This window comes from Pseudomonas sp. AL10 (assembly GCF_029960685.1).
Lineage (GTDB): Bacteria > Pseudomonadota > Gammaproteobacteria > Pseudomonadales > Pseudomonadaceae > Aquipseudomonas > Aquipseudomonas lactis.
On the sequence record NZ_JASBQZ010000055.1, the window covers coordinates 1 to 19,751 of the forward strand.

15 protein-coding genes are annotated in these 19,751 nt (G+C 61.0%); 2 read left to right on the top strand and 13 right to left on the bottom strand.

The features are described 5' to 3' along the window. Positions 1–157: 157 nt before the first annotated feature. Both QK296_RS26745 and QK296_RS26750 read right to left on the bottom strand, forming a co-directional pair. Positions 158–451, bottom strand: coding sequence for a fructose-bisphosphate aldolase (locus QK296_RS26745; RefSeq protein ID WP_094775416.1), 294 nt, complete (start codon positions 449–451; stop codon positions 158–160). A 286-nt stretch (positions 452–737) separates the two neighbouring features. Next, complete coding sequence (locus QK296_RS26750) at positions 738–2,153, bottom strand: cytosine permease (RefSeq protein ID WP_057709831.1); 1,416 nt, start codon at positions 2,151–2,153, stop codon at positions 738–740. Between the two features lie 250 nt (positions 2,154–2,403). On the opposite strand from QK296_RS26750, the gene QK296_RS26755 reads away from it, so the two are divergent. Beyond that, positions 2,404–3,315 carry a LysR substrate-binding domain-containing protein gene (locus QK296_RS26755; protein ID WP_169855278.1) on the top strand — a complete coding sequence of 304 codons (912 nt, stop codon included), beginning with the start codon at positions 2,404–2,406 and terminating at the stop codon, positions 3,313–3,315. 123 nt (positions 3,316–3,438) lie between these two features. On the opposite strand, the gene argE is transcribed toward QK296_RS26755, so the two are convergent. Genes argE through QK296_RS26775 form a run of 4 tightly spaced genes read right to left on the bottom strand, consistent with a single transcriptional unit; the run spans position 3,439 to position 7,035 of the window. Next, positions 3,439–4,584 carry an acetylornithine deacetylase gene (gene argE / locus QK296_RS26760; protein ID WP_003190677.1) on the bottom strand — a complete coding sequence of 382 codons (1,146 nt, stop codon included), beginning with the start codon at positions 4,582–4,584 and terminating at the stop codon, positions 3,439–3,441. After that, complete coding sequence (locus QK296_RS26765) at positions 4,581–5,258, bottom strand: DUF1028 domain-containing protein (RefSeq protein ID WP_120248281.1); 678 nt, start codon at positions 5,256–5,258, stop codon at positions 4,581–4,583. Before QK296_RS26765 ends, argE begins: the two co-directional genes overlap by 4 nt. A gap of 11 nt (positions 5,259–5,269) precedes the next feature. Beyond that, complete coding sequence (locus QK296_RS26770; protein WP_003190680.1) at positions 5,270–5,680, bottom strand: RidA family protein; 411 nt, start codon at positions 5,678–5,680, stop codon at positions 5,270–5,272. A 23-nt stretch (positions 5,681–5,703) separates the two neighbouring features. Then, entirely contained in the window at positions 5,704–7,035 is a 1,332-nt protein-coding gene (locus QK296_RS26775) for an NAD(P)/FAD-dependent oxidoreductase (RefSeq protein ID WP_169855279.1), read from the bottom strand. Positions 7,036–7,300: 265 nt separating this feature from the next. Between QK296_RS26775 and QK296_RS26780 the strand changes: the two genes are divergently transcribed. Then, positions 7,301–7,888, top strand: coding sequence for a LysE family translocator (locus QK296_RS26780; RefSeq protein ID WP_003190682.1), 588 nt, complete (start codon positions 7,301–7,303; stop codon positions 7,886–7,888). Here the strand turns inward: QK296_RS26780 and QK296_RS26785 are convergent. The 7 genes from QK296_RS26785 to QK296_RS26815 form a co-directional block, all read right to left on the bottom strand. Continuing rightward, a complete protein-coding gene (locus QK296_RS26785) occupies positions 7,830–8,705 on the bottom strand; it encodes an AraC family transcriptional regulator (RefSeq protein ID WP_003190684.1) in 876 nt (291 codons plus the stop codon). The genes QK296_RS26780 and QK296_RS26785 overlap by 59 nt on opposite strands. A 66-nt stretch (positions 8,706–8,771) precedes the next feature. Continuing rightward, positions 8,772–12,248 (bottom strand): hypothetical protein, encoded by a 3,477-nt coding sequence (locus QK296_RS26790; protein WP_282391960.1) that lies wholly within the window; start codon positions 12,246–12,248, stop codon positions 8,772–8,774. 124 nt (positions 12,249–12,372) lie between these two features. Next, complete coding sequence (locus tag QK296_RS26795; RefSeq protein ID WP_137205398.1) at positions 12,373–13,974, bottom strand: ABC transporter ATP-binding protein; 1,602 nt, start codon at positions 13,972–13,974, stop codon at positions 12,373–12,375. Position 13,975: 1 nt separating this feature from the next. Next, positions 13,976–14,995: an ABC transporter permease gene (locus QK296_RS26800; protein ID WP_169855281.1), complete on the bottom strand. Its 1,020-nt coding sequence runs from the start codon at positions 14,993–14,995 to the stop codon at positions 13,976–13,978. A 1-nt stretch (position 14,996) separates the two neighbouring features. Further along, entirely contained in the window at positions 14,997–16,070 is a 1,074-nt protein-coding gene (locus tag QK296_RS26805) for a microcin C ABC transporter permease YejB (RefSeq protein ID WP_169855282.1), read from the bottom strand. Beyond that, the gene (locus tag QK296_RS26810) at positions 16,071–17,909 is read right to left on the bottom strand and encodes an extracellular solute-binding protein (protein ID WP_034135394.1); all 1,839 of its coding nucleotides are present in this window, start codon (positions 17,907–17,909) and stop codon (positions 16,071–16,073) included. Then, complete coding sequence (locus tag QK296_RS26815; RefSeq protein ID WP_003190691.1) at positions 17,906–19,735, bottom strand: extracellular solute-binding protein; 1,830 nt, start codon at positions 19,733–19,735, stop codon at positions 17,906–17,908. Before QK296_RS26815 ends, QK296_RS26810 begins: the two co-directional genes overlap by 4 nt. Between the last annotated feature and the right edge of the window lie 16 nt (positions 19,736–19,751).

The following is a 19,751-nucleotide window of genomic DNA, read 5'->3' on the forward strand; positions in this document are numbered from 1 at the left end:
TGAGATCAAAAGCAGATCAAGATCAAGAGCGGCTCGCTTCGCATCGTGGTTACCGCCTTCTGTAGGAGCGAGCAAGCTCGCTCCTACAGAAGGCGATGCGGGTAGGGTTGAGCTTCGCAAAAACCAGAAAACCCGCCGAGGCGGGTTTTCTCACAACTTACTGCACAGCAGGCGAATCAAGGCCGCGCTTTTCAATCACCGTAAACACATCCGCCACATCCTGGACCATGATCCGGGCGGTATTGGCGACGGTGTTGATATCGTGCTCGGCATAGTCCGATACGTTGGAGCAGGCCATCAAGTGCAGGTAGGCGAGTGCGGCGTTGAGGCGTTCGCTGGCGCAGGCGTGCAACTCGTTGAGCGGTGCGTCGCTGTCGATCAGCAGTACCGGATAGTCGGTTGCGGTTTGGGACATGGGGGTGAAGCGGCGGGGCGGGTGTTGATCAGTCATAGTAGTGGTCCTTAAAAAAGAAAAAACACCACCGTTTTGCTGCGAAACAAATGGGTGGCAGCTGTGCGCGGGTTCGCAGACCGGGGGACCACTACCAGCACCCGGCAGACCAGAAGGTCTCCCACGCACAACCGCCATAAAACGAGAGGCAGCTGAAAATCTGCTGCGTCATGTTTGACGGTACTAGTAGTGATTTTGTAGGGCTGCGAAACCCCATCGCCGACCAATGCCAGCGACGGAGCGAACTATAAAGTGACCACCGCACAGGCGCAACCGACAGGATGTATCAAACCCCACCCACCAACTTCCCACTGTCCATCCGGCGCTTATACGCACTGTCCCGGCTCGCCAGCCAGAAGTACAACGGCGACGTCACCGCCAGCCCCACCACCCACGATAAGTCCGCGCCGTTGATGTGCTGCGAAATCGGCCCCACATACAGCGGCGTGTTCATGAACGGAATCTGCACCGCAATCCCCACCGCATACGCCAGCAACGCCTGTGGGTTGTACTTGCCGTAGATGCCGCCATCCACGCGGAAGATCGAGGCGATGTCGTACTTGCCTTTATGGATCGCATAGAAGTCGATGAGGTTGATCGCCGTCCAGGGCACCAGCACCACGAGCAGCACCAGCACCATGTCGACGAAGTGACCGATGAAGTCTTGGGAGGCAAACACCGCCGCAATCGAGCAGGCGGCCAGCACGATGATGGAGATCACTGCACGGCTTTTCGCAGTGGGGATCCAGCTGTAGGCGAAGGTCTGTACCAGGGTGATGATCGACAGCACCGCGCCGTACAGGTTGAGGGCGTTATGGCTGATCACGCTGAGCAAAAACAGCACCAGCATCAACGGGCCGATGGCGCCGGTGGCCAGTTTGACCGCGTCCATGGTGTCCATGCCCACCGGCGTGGCGAGCACCGCCACCGCGCCGAAGATGAAGGCCAGGCTCGACCCCAGCGCCGAGCCCAGGTAGGTAGTCCAGAAGGTGGCGGCCACCGGCACGTCGGCGGGCAGGTAGCGAGAGTAGTCCGACACGTAGGGCGCAAATGCGATTTGCCACAGCGCAGCCAGGGAAACGGTGGCCAGCCAACCGGAGATGTTGAAGCTGCCACGGGTTAGAAAATCGGTGGTCTGCACATGGGTGAAGATGTAGCCAAAGCCCAGCACAATGCCGGCGCCCAGCACCCAGGTGCCGATGCGGTTGAGTACGTGGATGAAGCGGTAGCCGATGATGCCGATAATCCCGGAGCCGATGGCGCCGATAACGATGCCCACCGGCACAGGCACGGCGTCCACCACGCCATGCAGGGATTTACCGGCCAGCACGATGTTGGAGGCGAAGAAACCGATGTACATCACCCCGGCAATCACCACCACCAGCAACGCGCCGAGGGAGCCGAACTGCGCGCGGCTCTGGATCATCTGCGGAATGCCCATCTGCGGGCCCTGGGCCGAGTGCAATGCCATCAACACACCGCCGACCAAATGGCCGACAAGGATGGCGACAATGCCCCACACCAGGTTGAGTTGGAACAGTTGTACACCCAGGGCGCCAGTGACGATCGGCAACGGCGCGATGTTGCCGCCGAACCACAGGGTGAACAGATCTCTTACCTTTCCATGGCGATCTTGCGGGGGCACGTATCCAATCGTGTGTTTTTCGATGAGCGGGGCGCTGGATGTTGCAGTGGTAACCATGACGAGCTCCAAGGCAAGGTGAGTACGTGGGCGTACTTCGCTGTGCGGCGCATGGGCGCCGCTTTGTTGTTGGAGTGATCATCTGCAATGGGCGCAGGCAGGTAAATTAGTAAGTTTGTTGCTATAGACCTTAAAAAAAGTATCTCGTGAGATTTTTTGCTCCGGTATGTTGCATGCACGTCAATGGCTTGAAAAACCGGTGTTTCTGCGCACTTGTTTGGGGCAAAACACCACGTTTAGGGAGGTGCCGATGGCGGCCTATAACCTGCGTCAGCTCAGATATTTTGTGACCACGGCCGAATGCGGCAGCGTTGCCGAGGCGTCGCGCAAGCTGTATATCGCCCAGCCGTCGGTGTCCACGGCGATCAAGCAACTGGAAGATAGCTTTGGCGTGCAGCTGTTTATCCGCCATCACGCCCAGGGCGTTTCCCTCACGCCCAGCGGCGCGCGCTTTTATCGCAAGGCGTTGGAGTTGTTGCGGGTGGCCCATGAGTTCGAGCAGAACGCCCTGGCCGATAACGATGTGGTGGCCGGGCAGATCGACATTGGCTGTTTTGAAACTGTGGCACCGTTGTACCTGCCACGCTTGATCGCCGGCTTCAAGGCGCGCTGGCCGGGTGTGGAGATCCGCATCCGCGATGGCGAGCAGCAGGAACTGGTGCAGGCACTGACGGCGGGCAGTATCGACGTGGCGATGCTGTTTGAGCACGACCTGGGCGGCACCATCGAGACCAGGCCGCTGATGCCGCCCCAACAGCCCTATGCGCTGCTGCCCGCCGATCACCGCTTTGCCCAGCAGGCCAAGGTGTCCCTGGCCGACCTGGTGCTGGAGCCGATGATTTTGCTGGACGTGTTGCCCAGCCGTACCTACTTCGTGAGCATCTTCGAAGAGCGCGGGCTGACGCCGAATATCGTGTTCAGCTCGCCCTCCATCGAAATGGTGCGGGGCATGGTGGGGCGTGGGTTCGGGTTCTCGATCCTGGTGACCAAACCGTTCAGTGAGTACACCTATGATGGGCAGAAAGTGGTGTGCATCCCCTTGGCGGAAACGGTCACGGGGTCGGGGTTGTCGGCCGTCTGGCTACGCCGCGCACCTTTGACCAAACCGGTGCAGTTGTTTGTCGACTACTGCCGCGAAGAGCTTGCACGTTTGCTCGGCTGAATAGGGTAGGAGCGAGCTTGCTCGCGAAAAACTCATGGACGCCGCGTTTATCCAGGATGCACGCGTTATCGTTGACGTTTTTCGCGAGCAAGCTCGCTCCTACAGAGGGTGATGACCGAGTCTTCAGGTTGTGATAAAGCCTAACAACCGCTGCAACATGGCATCGCAGCCATCAAGCTGCTCCAGGCTCACAAACTCATCGGGCTTATGCCCTTGGTCCATGCTGCCTGGCCCGCACACCACGGTGGGAATTCCCGCCGCATCGAACAGCCCGCCCTCGGTACCAAACGCCACGGTGCCGAAGTCCCGCGAGCCGCAAAACGCCGCAATCAACTGCGCCGCCTGGCTGCGCTCATCCGTGACCAGTCCTGGGTAGGCTGACAACTCGGTGAACCGAATCGAACTCTGTGTGCTGACCGCCTGCATGCGCGGCAACACCCGCTGCAGCGCGTAGGCCTGCAACTCTTCAGCCACTTCGCCCGGGTCCATGGAGGGCAGGGCGCGCACTTCAAAGTCAAAGCGGCAGTCGGCCGGCACGATATTCAAAGCCTTGCCGCCGTTGATCATGCCGGTCTGTACCGTGCTGAACGGCGGGTCAAAACGTGGGTCCTGCCGTGCGCGTAACCGCTGGCCAATGCGCCCCAGTTCACCGATCAATTCGGCGGCGTGTTCTATCGCATTCACACCCGAGGGCGCATAGGCCGAGTGGCACGCCTGGCCCTGCACATCGCAGCGCATCGCCAACTTGCCCTTGTGGCCCAGCACCGGTTTGAGTTCGGTCGGCTCGCCAATGATGCACAGCATCGGCTTGACCGGACGTTGTTCCAGAACCGCGAGCAGCGAGCGCACGCCCAGGCAGCCGACTTCTTCATCGTAGGACAGGGCGATATGCACCGGCAGGCGCAACGGCGCTTTGACCAACGCCGGCACCAACGCCAGCACGCAGGCGATATACCCCTTCATGTCGGCGGTGCCGCGTCCGAACAGCTTGCCATCACGCTCGGTCAGTGTGAACGGCGGCAGGGTCCACGGTTGCCCGTCCACCGGCACCACGTCGGTATGCCCCGACAGTACGATACCTGGCAGTTCCACCGGGCCGATGCTGGCAAACAGGTTAGCCTTGCTGCGTTGCGCGTTGTAGACCAGCTCGCTGGCCACGCCAAACCCGGCCAGGTAATCGCGCACATACTCGATCAATTGCAGGTTGGACTCGCGGCTGGTGGTGTCGAAGCCCACCAGGGTTTCCAGCAGTTCGCGGCTGCGGCTCATCGGTCGTCTCCGGCCACGCCGTAGCCGGGGGAGCGGTCGGGGGCGAGGGCGCGATCGATATAGTCCTGCACCTGTGGGCGGTAGGCGTCCCAGAGTTTTTGCAATTCGCCAATCGGCGCATCGTCGGCCCAATCCACGCGCAAGTTGATGATCGGCCACGTCAACTCGCCCACCACCACCAGCGCGGCGGAGTGCACCGGGCCGGCTTCGCCACCGGCAGCGATGGCGGCGTGCATGGCCGCCAGCAGGCGGTCTGCGAGCTGGCCTTCGCCCTGTTCGAAAGCCGTGACCATCGCGGTGATCACTTCAGGGGCGGCGAGCATATTGCCCGCCGCCACGCATTGCTCGCCCGACACCGCGTGATGGGTACCCAGGGTCTGGCTGCCGCTGAAATGCACGCTGCGGCCCAGATGGTCAATTGCCGTGAGTTGCCGGTACTGGCTGTAGCCGTTGCGGGTGAGCGCTTTGTCGACGGCGGCGGCGGGAGCCAGGCCCTGTTCCAGCCCGTCGAGGACGTCCGGGCCGAGAGCCGGCAAGGTGATGTTCTGGGTCGACACGGCGCCCACACCAGGCCGCAGCCACGGGCAGCGGGCGCCCACGGCGATGCTCGATGAGCTGATGGCAATGCCCAGTTGGCCGGTCTCTGCACAACGGCCGACGATGGAAAAGGTCATGGCTAGCCTCCTTACTCTGGAATAACCGCGATCACATCAATTTCCATCAGCCACTGCGGCTGGCCCAGGGCCGAAACCACCAGCCCGGTGGAAATCGGGAACACGCCCTTGAGCCACTTGCCGACTTCCTGGTACACCGGCTCGCGGTAGCGTGGGTCGATCAAATAGGTGGTGGTCTTGACGATATGGCTGAGGTCGCTGCCGGCTTCTTCCAGCAGTTGCTTGACGTTCTTCATCGCCTGCTCGGCCTGGGCCCGTGGGTCGCCGAGGCCGATCAGGTTGCCGTCGAAATCAGTGCCCACCTGGCCGCGTACGTACACGGTGTTGCCGGCGCGCACGGCCTGGCATAGGTCGTTGTCCAGGCTCTGGTTGGGATAGGTTGCTTTGGTGTTGAACATGCGAATGCGAGTGTGGGTAGGCATCAAAAAAACTCCTGGGAAAATGATCAGGCGCTGACAGGGGACTGGCGGGCAACCGGGGCGGCTTCGCGGTACTCAAGGTACTGACGCTGGATGGTGATATGGTCGGCCACGTATTTGGCGTCGTGCCACACGCCCCAGATAAACGACGAGCCACGCCGCGATTGCCACGGCAAACCGAGGAAGTAGATGCCCGCTTCGCTGGAGACACCGCGCTGGTGTTGCGGCTTGCCGGCGGCGTCGAAGGCGTCTACCTGCAACCAGCTGTAGTCAACGGCAAATCCGGTGGCCCAGATGATCGAAGTGATGCCAGCCTCCGCCAGGTCCAGCTCCAGGATCGGCTGCTTGATGCATTCAGCGTCAGGGAACACGCGACGTGCCTCGGGCTCCAGGGGCAGGTCGAGGCCGTTGCGCTCGATATAGGCGTCGGCCGCATCCAGCAAGGCCAGGTAGTTTTCATCACCGCGCGCCAGGTTTTCCACCAGGTTGGGTTGGAACGTTGCCACCGTGCCGTTGAAAGCGTGGGTCAGGCCGACCAGGGTCATGCCTTGCTGGGCCAGCTCGCGAAAGTCGATGGTCTTGCCGCCGTGGGCGCCGCTCACGGCAATGGTGACGTGCTCGCGGCCGGGTTTCATCGCCGCCTGGTCCCACTCGCCCAATACGCCCAGCCACCAGCAGAAATCGCGGTTGCGATAGGCGCGAGGCGGGCGGTCATGGGCGCCAACCGACAGGTACACCTGGCGGCCGGAGCGCTGCAATTCGTCCGCAATTTGCACCCCGGACGAGCCAGCGCCCACCACCAATACAGCGCCCGCGGGCAGTTGCCCAGGGTTGCGATAGTCGGCGGAGTGGATCTGGTGCAGCACGGTGTTTTTGGGCGCTATGCCAGGAATCACCGGCTTCTGAAATGGCCCGGTGGCGGCCACCACGCGGTTGGCTTCGATCACGCCTTCGCTGGTGTGCACGGTAAAGCCGGGGCGGCCGATGTTGCGGACCACTGAGGTGACGTCCACGCCGGTGCGGATCGGCGCATTGAATTTACGGGCATAGGCTTCGAAGTAATCAGCGACGCGCTCTTTGGGCGCGAAGCCATCGGCGGGGACGTCATCGAATTCCAGGCCGGGGAAGCGGTCATGCCAGGCTGGGCCGTTGGCGACCAGCGAGTCCCAACGCCCGGTGCGCCAGCGCTCGGCGATGCGGCTGCGCTCCAACACCAGGTGCGGCACGCCTTGCTTGCTCAAATGCTCGCTCATGGCCACGCCAGCTTGACCTGCGCCAACCACCAGCGTGTCTATTTTTGTTATTGCTACAGTCATGTCTCTATCCTTGCGTAATGCAGTTGGATTCAGCTTGGGCATGACGTCAAGTTAGGGGGCAGGGAGTTATTAATAAAATATTATTAAGTTGGGAAGTGAGCATAAATATCGGATGCAGAAGAGAAGAAGGCCAGCCAACTGTGGAGCTGGCTTGCCTGCGATGGCGGCATCAAAGCCGACACCTATCTACCTGATATCCACGATCCTCGCTCGTTCTGAAAGACTAAGGGGCATTTTCTTCAATACCTCTCGTCTTTGTGCGCGTTACCGTGATCTCAACATCGTTGGCATCACACAAGGAATTGTAATGAGCTTGATTCTCTCCATGGCCGCTTTTGCCCTGGCCACGTCCATCACTCCCGGGCCTGTCAATGTGGTCGCGTTAAGTGCCGGCGCGCGTTTCGGTTTTGTCGCCAGCCAGAAACATGTGTTGGGCGCTGCCGTAGGTTTCACCTTGTTGTTGGTACTGATCGGCCTGGGGCTGCATGAAGTGCTGGTGCGTTGGCCGATCCTGATCCAATTGATCCGCTGGGGCGGGGTCGCGTTCTTGTTGTATATGGCGTGGAAGCTGGCGGTGGACGATGGCCGCCTGGACGCTGACGGTGCCCACACCGCGCCGTCGATGCTGTATGGCGCGATCATGCAGTGGCTCAACCCGAAAGCCTGGCTGGCGTGTGTGGCAGGCATGGGGTTGTTTGTGGCTGACGGCGATGCGGCGCAGGTGTGGTTGTTTGCCGCGCTTTACCTGGTGATCTGCTACCTCTCGGTGGCGTGCTGGGCGTATGCGGGGACGTTTTTGCGCCGCTATTTGAACAACCCGAAGGGTGTGCGCCTGTTCAACCGCTCAATGGCCGCGTTGCTGGCGGCCAGTGTGGGTTATTTGCTGATGGCTTGAGGTTCTCGCGGTACTGCCCCGGCGTGGCCGCAAAATGTTGTTTGAAGGTGCGCTGGAAGTGCGCCTGGTCGGCAAAGCCCGCGGCCAGGGCGACGTCGGCAATCAGCGCGCCATTGCGCAGTTGGCTGCGGGCGAACTGGATGCGCCGGTTGACCATGAAAGCGTGGGGCGTCAAGCCATAATACCGCTTGAACGCGCGGATCAGGTAAGACGGCGACAGGTCGGCGGCCTGGCAGATGTCTTCGAGTTTCAAGGCCTGTGTGCAGTAGGCACGAATGTAGTCGGCGGCGCGTTCCAGCTTATGGTTGACCTCGCGTACCGGCGTCAGCGAAGGGTTCAGGCGCTGTTGCACGTCGGTGAAGTAACTCACCAGCGTGCTCTGCTTTTGCAGCAGTTCGGCCTGATCATCCACTAGCGTGCGGTACAGTTCGAGCAAACCGTGGTACAGCGCAGTGTCGCGGGTATGGGGCGTGTCGAATGGCCGGTAGCCCTGGTCGGTACTGAACCCCAGTTGGTATTGCAGGTCGGTCAGCCAGGGCGTGTCGAGGTACAGCATGTAATAGGACCAGGGCTGGTCATGGATGGGGTTGCAGGCATGCACATCGCCGGGGTTCATCAGCACCACGGTGCCGGCGCTGATTTCGAAGGTGCGCGCGCCGTAGTGGTAATAGCTGCAGCCGGTGGTGATCGCACCGATGGAAAAGTGCTCGTGGGCATGCCGGGTATACGTGACCTTGCGCCCGTCGGCAATGGTGCGCGCCTCGATGAACGGCAGGCGTTCGTCGCGCCAGAAAAACGGTGCTGTAACGGCGGTCATGGACGGGCGCTCCCGGAAGGTAATCGAATGAGCAGGCCAGCAGCGTTATATAAAAAACGCGATTGTTCAAGCCTCCTGAGGTTCGAGCGCCAGGTCGCGCAGATAGTCGGCCCAGGGGTCACTGCCGTTGGCAGCTGCCTGCAGGCTAATCGGCAACTTGGCTTGCTGGCTCAAAGCCAAGCTGTCGTGCAACAAGTGCTGTTCGACAATAATCTTCGTCAGGGCGTAGCTGCGTGGTGAGTCCAAGGTGCGGGGGACGCGTCGGCCCAGGCTGTCTGGCGCGGGAATGCTGTCTGCGCTGGGCAGCTTATGGTCGAGCATGTTGAGCACCAGGCTGGTATCAACAGCCGTCAGAGCGACCTTGGCCGGCGGCGTTCCGTGTGCATATGCCTGCCAGTCGAAGCGCATCCAGGCTTGGTGAGTGGCAGTGTCGACGGCTCGCATGACCTGGGTGTAGTTCAGCTCGCGTCTTGGGCGAATCAGCATCTGCCTGGGGAAGCATTCATAGAAGTACCGCTCAGTGAAATATGCGACATACACCAGCACAGCCAATCGACCCACCTCGGTAGAGTCGCGCGGCCCCCGTCGACTCACGCTGAAAAACTGCACATTGCCGTATTCCATGGCTTCACGCCGCGGTAAGGTCAGGTGCGACAGCCAATAACGAATGGATTCCCCGTAAGCGGCCTTCAACTGCTGCAGCTTCTTGTCAAAGGCGGTGGAAAATACGCTGTTGATCTGCCCCAGCAGATGAAAGCGCTTGGCCATTTCCCGGTATTTGATCGCCGGGTTCGAGGAGTGCCAGCGATTTGAGGCGGCGTCCAGGCTGCCAGCCATGTGCAAGTCGACGAACGAATACTTGGGGCCGGTATGTACATCCTCGAAACGACCCTCTTCTGAAAACGGCGAGTTTTCCGGCAGCCACATCAACAGGGGTGTTTCGAGCAGGGGGTTGCCGGGGTAGACCTTGCGCAGATCCTGCAGGGCGGTCTGGCGCAAAGTGACGATGGGCTGGGCAAATGTTCGCAGGGTTGACGCCAGGCGTGCACGTTGAAAATTGAGCGCTTGGCGTGCGGTGTTCAACGCCAGGGAACCGGTACGTGCCTGGGTGCCCAGTACGCCATTGGCCTCGGCCCAGTCCAGGACGGGGCCGGCTGCTTCGTGACTCTCCAGGAAGTTTTTCCACGTCCCCTCGGGGGGTAGGTAGGCCAGGCTCATGATCTGCTGATAGCTCAACTGACGAGACGACCCTTGCACGACCTTTTCCATATAGCTTACGTACTGGCGGAACAGCACCCAGGCCTGGGAGCTCTGGCAAGGGGTGGATTCGGGAATGTCGCGAACCAGCAAGTGTGGGCTTTTTCCGCAGAGCAGCAGGTGGGTGGCCAAGGCTGCGACCGGTGCGTTGAGCCCGTGCAGGCTGGCTTCGATCTGGTGGCGGGTGAAAGATGCGGATTCGCCCCAGTGGTAATCATCCTGCCAGTCGATGGAGTTGATACGGGTGGGATGCACGTGCGGCTCGGGATCAAGGCTCAAAATCAACGCGGCCAGGATCAGTGCGTTGCGACTGCCGCTCTCGGTGCTTTCACCGGCATGCCCGCCGTGCCAGTGCAGGGCGTTTGACAGGCGTTCACCCAGTTGTTGCGCCAAGGAGGACGCCAGCACGCGCATCAGGAGAAAGTCTGCTTCTGCGTGCACGTCGGCGACGGACTTGCCGGCCAGGTCGACCCCGCCAAGCACTTCAAACAGCAGACCGTCCTTGTCCGTCATGAATGCGTCGCTGATGGTCAAGACTTGTTGGCGTTCCGACGTCGACAGCTGCCACGCCGTCGCCTGCCAGCCGGTCGACGGTTTGAGAGCACGCCACCAGGCACGATCGCTGACTGACAGGGGCTGGATGACTTCCAGGCGCTGTAACGTGACGAGCGCTTCTTCCAATGTGCGGGGCAAACTGAAGTGGTAAAGCTTCAACGCCTGGGCGAGGGTCACCGTGTTGTCGGTGCGCAGATAGCCACCGGTCTTGGCTGCCAAATCCTGAAGTTGGCGTAACAGCGTCGCCAGCCTGGGTTGTTCCAGTACGGCATCGGTCAGTGATACCCATTTGCCGTCCAGGTCGCAGGCGCTAAGGCTGCCGGTGGCGCTCAGTATCATGTGGCTGGAGGGATCGATGCGCTCGCTAACGCGCAGGGCCAGGAAGGCTGAGTCGTCGGTCAGGACAGTTAATTGCCCGTAGGCTTTTTTGACGGTGGCCTCGAGGGCGTCCGGATCGGCGCTGATCAACCTGTCAAGGCCGTCGGGACTTAGCATCGCGCCATCGTCGATGGCCTTCGCCAGTGCAGTGTGCAACGTATGACGGTCGTTCAACACGCCGACATAGTGTTGATAACGGTACAGCTCGGCAAAGGAGCGCCTGGCGTTGAGTACCACCGGTACTGCCGGTTTGGGCACTTGGCGCAAGCGCCCGACAAGGGCGTTGATGGCCGAGACGCTCCAGGGGCGCTCGATGGCGTAGGCCTGCAATGCCGCAGCCACGCTGAGGCTATGATTGAGATAAAGATCCAGCCCCAACTGTTTGCTCAACGACACCAGCGTGTCCCAGCGGGCATCGTGATTGGCCGGGTCAAGGAAGCTCCACTCTTGCTCATTGTCAATGTGGGGCACCGCCAGTTGCTGGAGCTGGAAGTTGAAGTAAACGCCGGTTGTTGCTTGCGTGTTCGTGCCCAGATCGTTTTCATCCATGATCGCCTGCAGCAGGCTCGCTGCTTGTTTCAAGGTCCTGGCCAGTCGCGAATCGGACGTCAGTTGCAGGCGCGTGCGATAAATGTCCAGAGGCGAATAGGCCTCGCTGTCCAGGGTAATCAGAGCCAGAGCATCGGCCAGTTGCTGGCTGTCCTGGGACTGCTCGGTCAACTCAGCGTAGATCATTGACTTGCTGCGCCCATTATCGTCAAAGCCTGGAAAACGGCCCAGGGTCCTGAGTTCTTCGACAATTGTCTGGGCCTGTAGGTGATTGGCGGGCATCGGAAAGCCATGGAAGGCCAGTACCAGGTTCAACGGCCAGGTCAGGGTGATTGCCTGCGGCTGCGGGTCGATCAGCGGCAAACCCAGCCCCATCGGGTCGATTAGTTGGCTGATAAAAATAATCGGGTTGGCGTGGGCCCACCAGCCGGACGCGTCGGCCATCTTGAAGGTTTTGGGTTGGTTGCCCACGGTGGCGCTCAGGGTGCTGTTCTGGACCCGCAGGCTCTTGGGGGTAATGCCCTGAGCGTCGGCCCAGGCCCTGAACCCCTTGGCGTTGATGGATTTGCCGAAGGCTGCGCTCCATTGACCCAGCAATGACCCGGGGGCAATCGGTATGGGGTGTATGGGGGCTGCCAGGGCCTGGCTCGCGGGGGCGCAAAGCAGGCTGGTCAGTTGCTCGATCAGATTGCGGTCACCCTCCGTAAGCAAGGCCTGGCGCTCACTTACAAAGGTGCTCGTAGGTTTGAGCGTGACCGGCAGGGCGGTATCCCAGGTCAGGGCGAGGGCGTGAAAGTCTTCCATGAGTACGGTTCCGGTTTTGAGGGTAAAGCCGGATGTTGACAGTGGCGGTCGGCACCTTCGTAGCAGGGGTTTCCTGCAAGGCCGTGGCTTGTATCAGCCAGCACCGCGAGGGGCTGGCCTTTTGTCAGGCAGGTACGAGAAAGGCTGCCTTGAGCAACTGCCGGGTATACGCGTGCTGCGGGTCAGCAAAAATAGCCTGGGCATCGCCTTGCTCCACCACCTGGCCTTGCTTGACCACCATCAATTGGTGACTCAGCGCCTTGACCACCGCCAGGTCATGGCTGATAAACAGGTAGGTCAGGTTGTACTTGGCCTGCAAGCCGCGCAGCAACTCAACCACCTGGCGTTGTACCGTGCGGTCCAGGGCCGAGGTGGGTTCGTCCAGCAGGATCAGGCGTGGCTTGAGCACCAGCGCTCGGGCGATGGCGATGCGTTGGCGCTGGCCGCCGGAGAATTCATGGGGGTAGCGATGCCGGGATTCGGGGTCCAGGCCCACTTCCTTGAGCGCCGCGATAATCGCCGCTTCCTGTTCGGCGGGCGTGCCCATCTTGTGGATGCGCAAGCCCTCGCCGACGATTTCGCTGACGCACATGCGCGGGCTCAAACTGCCGAACGGGTCCTGGAACACCACCTGCATTTCCCGGCGCAACGGGCGCACCTGCTGTTGGCTGAGGCGGTCCAGTTGCTGGCCTTCGAAGCGAATTCCGCCCTGGCTGCCGATCAGGCGCAAAATCGCCAGGCCCAGGGTGGATTTGCCCGAGCCACTTTCACCCACGATGCCCAGGGTTTGCCCCTGGGGCAGGCTGAAATTGATGCCGTCCACGGCCTTGACGTAATCCACGGTGTTGCGCAAAAAGCCTTTCTTGATCGGAAACCAGACTTTCAGGTCGTCCACCTCCAGCAGCGGTGGGCCGACCTCATTATTGGCGGGACCGCCACTGGGCTCCGCCGCGAGCAGTTCCTGGGTGTAGGGATGCTGGGGCGACTGGAACAGCGTCTCGCAATCGGCCTGCTCCACAATGCAACCTTGCTGCATCACGCAAACGCGGTGGGCGATACGCCGTACCAGGTTGAGGTCGTGGCTGATCAGCAACAGCGCCATGCCCAGCCGCGCCTGCAACTCCTTGAGCAATTCCAGAATCTTCAACTGCACGGTGACGTCGAGGGCGGTGGTCGGCTCGTCGGCGATCAACAGCTCAGGCTCGTTGGCCAATGCCATGGCGATCATCACCCGCTGGCGCTGGCCGCCGGACAGCTCGTGGGGCAACGCCTTGAGGCGTTTGTGGGGCTCGGGGATGCCCACCAGTTCCAGCAACTCCAACGTGCGCTGGGTGGCGACCTTGCCGGTCAGGCCCTTGTGCAGCCCGAGCACTTCGTTGATCTGTTTTTCGATGGAGTGCAGCGGGTTCAACGAGGTCATCGGCTCCTGGAAGATCATCGCAATACGATTGCCGCGTATATGCCGTAGGGTCTTCTCTTTGAGCGTCAGCAGGTCTTGCCCTGAATATTCGATGGTGCCAGACGGATGCCTTGCCAGAGGGTAGGGCAGCAGGCGCAGAATCGAATGGGCGGTGACCGATTTACCCGAACCGCTTTCGCCCACCAGCGCCAGGGTTTCGCCGCGCTTGATGTCGAAGCTCACGTGGTTGACCACCCGGTGATGATGCTCGCCGGTGACGAACTCGACACTGAGGTCGCGGATTTCGATCAGATTGTCCGGATTCATCTCATTTCCTCGGGTCGAACGCATCGCGAGCGGACTCGCCGATAAACACCAGCAGGCTCAACATGATCGCCAGCACCGCGAAAGCGCTCATGCCCAGCCACGGCGCTTGCAGGTTGGACTTGCCCTGGGCCACCAGCTCACCCAGCGACGGCGAACCTGCCGGCAGCCCGAAGCCGAGAAAATCCAGGGCGGTGAGGGTGCCAATGGCGCCGGTGAGGATGAAGGGCAGGAAGGTCATGGTCGAAACCATCGCATTGGGCAGGATGTGACGGAACATGATCGTGCCGTTCTGCATGCCCAACGCCCGCGCCGCGCGCACGTACTCCAGGTTGCGCCCGCGCAGGAACTCGGCGCGCACCACATCCACCAGGCTCATCCAGGAAAACAGCAGCATGATCCCCAGCAACCACCAGAAGTTGGGTTGCACGAAGCTGGCCAGGATGATCAGCAGGTAGAGCACCGGCAAGCCGGACCAGATTTCCAGGAAACGTTGCCCGGCCAGGTCGACCCAGCCGCCATAAAAACCCTGCAAGGCGCCGGCAATCACGCCGATGACCGAGCTGAGTACGGTCAGGGTCAGGGCGAAGAGCACCGACACGCGAAAGCCGTAGATCACCCGCGCGAGCACATCGCGCCCCTGGTCATCGGTGCCCAGCAGGTTGACCGAGGACGGCGGCGCCGGGGCCGGGACTTTCAGGTCGTAATTGATGCTCTGGTAGCTGAATGGAATCGGCGCCCACAAGGTCCAGGCGTCCTTGGCCTTGAGCAGTTCCTGGATGTAGGGGCTCTTGTAGTTGGCTTCCAACGGGAATTCACCGCCGAAGGTGGTCTCCGGGTAGCGCTTGAGCGCCGGGAAGTACCAACCGCCGTCGAAGTGCACCGCCAGGGGCTTGTCGTTGGCGATCAACTCGGCGCCCAGGCTCAGCACGAACAGCACCAGGAACAGCCACAGCGACCACCAGCCACGCTTGTTGGCCTTGAACCGCTCGAACCGGCGGCGATTGAGGGGGGACAGGTTCATCTCAATGCTCCCGGCTGGCAAAGTCGATACGCGGATCGACCAGGGTGTAGGTGAGGTCGCCGATCAGTTTCACGATCAGCCCCAGCAGGGTGAAGATAAACAGCGTGCCGAACACCACCGGGTAGTCACGGTTGATCGCCGCTTCAAAGCTCATCAGGCCCAGGCCGTCGAGGGAGAAGATCACTTCCACCAGCAACGAGCCGGTAAAGAAGATGCCAATGAAGGCCGAAGGGAAACCGGCGATCACCAGCAGCATGGCGTTGCGGAACACGTGGCCATACAGCACACGGCGATTGGTCAGGCCCTTGGCCTTGGCGGTGACCACGTACTGCTTGTTGATCTCGTCGAGAAAACTGTTCTTGGTCAGCAGGGTCATGGTCGCGAAGTTGCCGATCACCAGGGCGGTGACGGGCAGCGCCAGGTGCCAGAAGTAATCGAGGATCTTGCCGCCCCAGCTCAACTCGTCGAAGTTGTTGGACGTGAGCCCGCGCAATGGGAACCAGTCGAAATAACTGCCACCGGCAAACACCACGATCAGCAAGATCGCAAACAGGAACGCCGGTATCGCATAGCCGACGATGATCGCCGAGCTGGTCCACACATCGAAATGGCTGCCGTGGCGCGTGGCCTTGGCGATCCCCAGGGGGATGGACACCAGGTACATGATCAGGGTGCTCCATAACCCCAGGGAAATGGACACCGGCATCTTCTCCTTGATCAGGTCGATGACCTTGGCGTCGCGGAAAAAGCTGTCACCGAAATCCAGCTGGGCGTAGTTCTTGACCATGATCCACAAGCGTTCCGGCGCCGACTTGTCGAAGCCGTACATCTTTTCGATTTCCTTGATCAGCGTCGGGTCCAGGCCCTGGGCGCCACGGTAGCTGGAGCCGGCCACCGCGACTTCGGCTCCGCCGCCGGCAATGCGGCTGGTGGCGCCGTCGAAGCCTTCGAGCTTGGCGATCATTTGCTCCACCGGGCCGCCGGGCGCGGCCTGGATGATGACGAAGTTGATCAGCAAGATCCCGAACAGTGTGGGGATGATCAGCAACAGGCGGCGAGCAATATAGGCCAGCATTCAATTGCCTCCGCTCGCCGCATCGGCGTTCTGTGTGGTGTCGAGGGATACCGCTGGTTTGACGTCGGGTTTAGCCCACCAGGTCGCGGTGCCGACGTCGTAGCGTGGCGAGACCTTGGGGTGGCCCAGGTGGTCCCAGTACGCGACGCGGAAGGTCTTGATGTGCCAGTTGGGAATCACGTAGTAACCAAACTGCAGCACACGATCCAGCGCCCTGGCGTGGGCGATCAGACTTTGGCGCGAACCGGCGTCGATCAACTCCTCCACCAACTGGTCGACGGCGGGGTCCTTGAGGCCCATGTAGTTGCGGCTGCCGGGCTTGTCGGCGCTGGAGGATTTCCAGAACTCGCGCTGCTCGTTACCCGGCGAGGTGGATTGCGGGAAGCTGCCCACCAGCATGTCGAAGTCGCGCGAGCGCAGGCGGTTGACGAACTGTGAGACGTCCACGCGACGAATTACCAGGTCGATGCCCAGGTCTGCCAGGTTGCGCTTGAACGGCAGGAGGATGCGCTCGAACTCGGTCTGGGCCAGCATGAACTCGATGGTCACGGGCTTGCCGGTGCTGTCGACCATTTTGTCGTCAACAATCTTCCAGCCTGCCTCTTGCAGCAGTTGGTAGGCCTCGCGCTGTTGGGTGCGGATCATGCCGCTGCCGTCGGTGTGGGACGGTTCGAAGGCCTGGGTGAAGACTTCGCCAGGGATCTTGTCACGCAGCGGCTCAAGGATCGCCAGTTCATCCGGGCCGGGTAGGCCGGTGGCGGCCATTTCCGAGTTTTCGAAATAGCTGCGGGTGCGGGTGTAGGCACCGTTGAACAACTGCTTGTTGCTCCATTCGAAATCCAGCAACAGGCTGATGGCCTTGCGCACCCGCACGTCTTGGAACATCGGCTTGCGCATGTTGAACACAAAACCCTGCATGCCAGTGGGGTTGCCGTTGGGGATTTCTTCCTTGATCAAGCGGCCTTCTTTCACCGCTGGAATGTTGTAGGCATTGGCCCAGTTCTTGGCGCTGAACTCCAGCCAGTAGTCGAACTGCCCGGCCTTCAAGGCTTCCAGGGAGACGGTGCTGTCGCGGTAGTAATCGGTGATGCGGGTATCGAAGTTGTAGAAGCCCTTATTGACCGGCAGGTCCTTGGCCCAATAATCCTTGACCCGCTCGTAGCGAATCATACGGCCTGGCTTGACCTCGGCCACCTGGTAAGGCCCGCTGCCCAGAGGGATTTCCAGGTTGCCCTTGGAAAAATCCCGGCTCGCCCACCAGTGTTTGGGCAGCACTGGCAACTGCCCCAGGATCAGCGGCAACTCGCGGTTGTTGGTGCGCTTGAACTTGAAGAGCACACGCAACGGGTCTTCGGCCACCACCTCATCGACGTCGGCGTAGTAGTTGCGGTACAGCGGGTTGCCTTCCTTGATCAGGGTCTGGAAGGTGAACACCACGTCTTCAGCGCGGATCGGGTGGCCGTCATGGAAGCGCGCTTCGGGGCGCAGGTAGAAGCGCACCCAGCTGTTGTCCGGGGCTTTTTCGATCTTGCCGGCCACCAGGCCGTATTCGGTGATGGGTTCGTCCAGGCTCTGCATGGCCAGGGTGTCGTAGATCAGCGGCAGGTTATCCGCCGGCACGCCCTTGCTGATGTAGGGGTTGAGGCTGTCGAAGCCGCCCATGGCCGATTCGCGGAAGGTGCCGCCCTTGGGGGCGTCGGGGTTTACGTAGTCAAAATGCTTGAAGTCGGCGGGGTACTTGGGGGGCTCGTTGTAGAGGGTCAGCGCATGTTGTGGCGCGGCGTGCGCCGCGGTGCACAGCAACAGGCTGGCGAGCAGGGTAGTACGCAAGGACATCATTGGGCTTTCTCCGAAGCTTTCAGCCACCACGCGCTCAGGCCCAGGCTATAGGGCGGCGTGGTGACAAAGGCGAACCGGTTGCGGTACGCCAGGCGATGATAGTTGAGGTACCAGTTGGGAATGCTGTAGTGCTGCCACAGCAGCACCCGGTCCAGGGCGCGGCCGGCGGCCAGTTGTTCTTCGCGGGTCTGCGCCGCCAGCAGTTGGTCCAGCAGGTGGTCGACCACCGGGTTGGCGATACCGGCGTAATTCTTGCTGCCCTTGATTGCGGCCTGGCTGGAGTGGAAGTACTGCCACTGCTCAAGACCGGGGCTCAAGGTCTGGTTGAGGGTCATCAGAATCATGTCGAAATCGAATTGATCGAGGCGCTGTTTGTACTGTGCGCGGTCAACGGTGCGCAAGCGGGCGTCGATGCCGATGCGGGTCAGATTTTCGACATAAGGTTGCAGGATGCGCTCAAGGTTCGGGTTGACCAGCAGGATTTCCAGACGCAGCGGTTGCCCGTCCTTATCCAGTAGGCGCTGCCCCGACAGTTTCCAGCCGGCCTCGCCGAGCAGGGCCAGGGCCTGGCGCAGGGTTTCGCGGGGGATGCCGCGGCCGTCGGTGTGCGGCAGGTTGAACGGCTGGGTAAACAGCGCGGCCGGCAGTTGGTCGCGGTAGGGCGAGAGCATCAACCACTCATGGCCCACGGGCAGGCCGGTGGCCGAGAATTCACTGTTGGGGTAATAGCTCACCGAACGCTTATAGGCGCTGCTGAACAGCGTGCGGTTGGTCCATTCAAAATCGAACATCAACCCCAGGGCTTCGCGCACCTTGGCCTGGCTGAACGCCGGTCGCCGGGTATTCATGAACAGGCCCTGGCTTTGAGTGGGGATCTGATGGGCGATCTGCGCCTTGATCACATCGCCGCGGTTGACCGCCGGGAAGGTGTAGCCTGTGGCCCAGTTTTTGGCCTGATGCTCGATATAAATATCGAATTCACCGGCCTTGAAGGCTTCAAAGGCCACGTCACTGTCGCGATAGAACTCCACTTCGACCTTGTCGTAGTTATAGAAACCCTGGTTGACCGGCAGGTCTTTGCCCCAGTAATCCTTGACCCGTTCAAACACCAGTTGCCGCCCAGGCGCAACCTTGGTGATGCGATAAGGCCCACTGCCCAGGGGCGGCTCGAAGGTGGTGGCCTTGAAGTCACGGTTTTTCCAATAGTGCTGGGGCAGCACCGGCAACTCGCCCAGGCGCAGGATCAGCAAGGGGTTGCCGGCGCGCTTGAACACAAAGCGGATACGGTGAGGGTTGAGAATGTCGACCCGGGCCACTTCCTGCAGGTTGGTGCGGTACTGCGGGTGGCCTTCGGTCAGCAGGGTGCGATAGGAGAACGCTACGTCATCGGCGGTGATCGGCTTGCCGTCGTGAAAGCGCGCTTCGGGGCGCAGGTTGAATACCACCCAACTGCGGTCTTCGCTGTATTCCACCGACTGGGCGATCAGGCCATAACTGGAGGTGGGTTCATCTCCGGACGGCGCGTATTGCCCGGTGCCCACCATCAAGGGTTCATTGAGCTCGTTGACGCCGTACTGCAGGAAGTTGGCGGTGGAAACCGGGCTTGAACCCTTGAAGGTGTAGGGGTTGAGCGTATCGAAGGTGCCAAATGCCATCACCCGCAATGTCCCGCCTTTGGGCGCTGCAGGGTTTACCCAATCGTAATGGGTGAATTTGGCCGGGTACTTGAGTGTGCCGAACTGCGCATAACCGTGGCTCTCGGTGATCGTCGCGTTCGCCGCAAAGCTCAAGGCCAGGCTTATTAGTAGAAGGAGGGGACGCTTCAAGTCAGAGATCCGATCC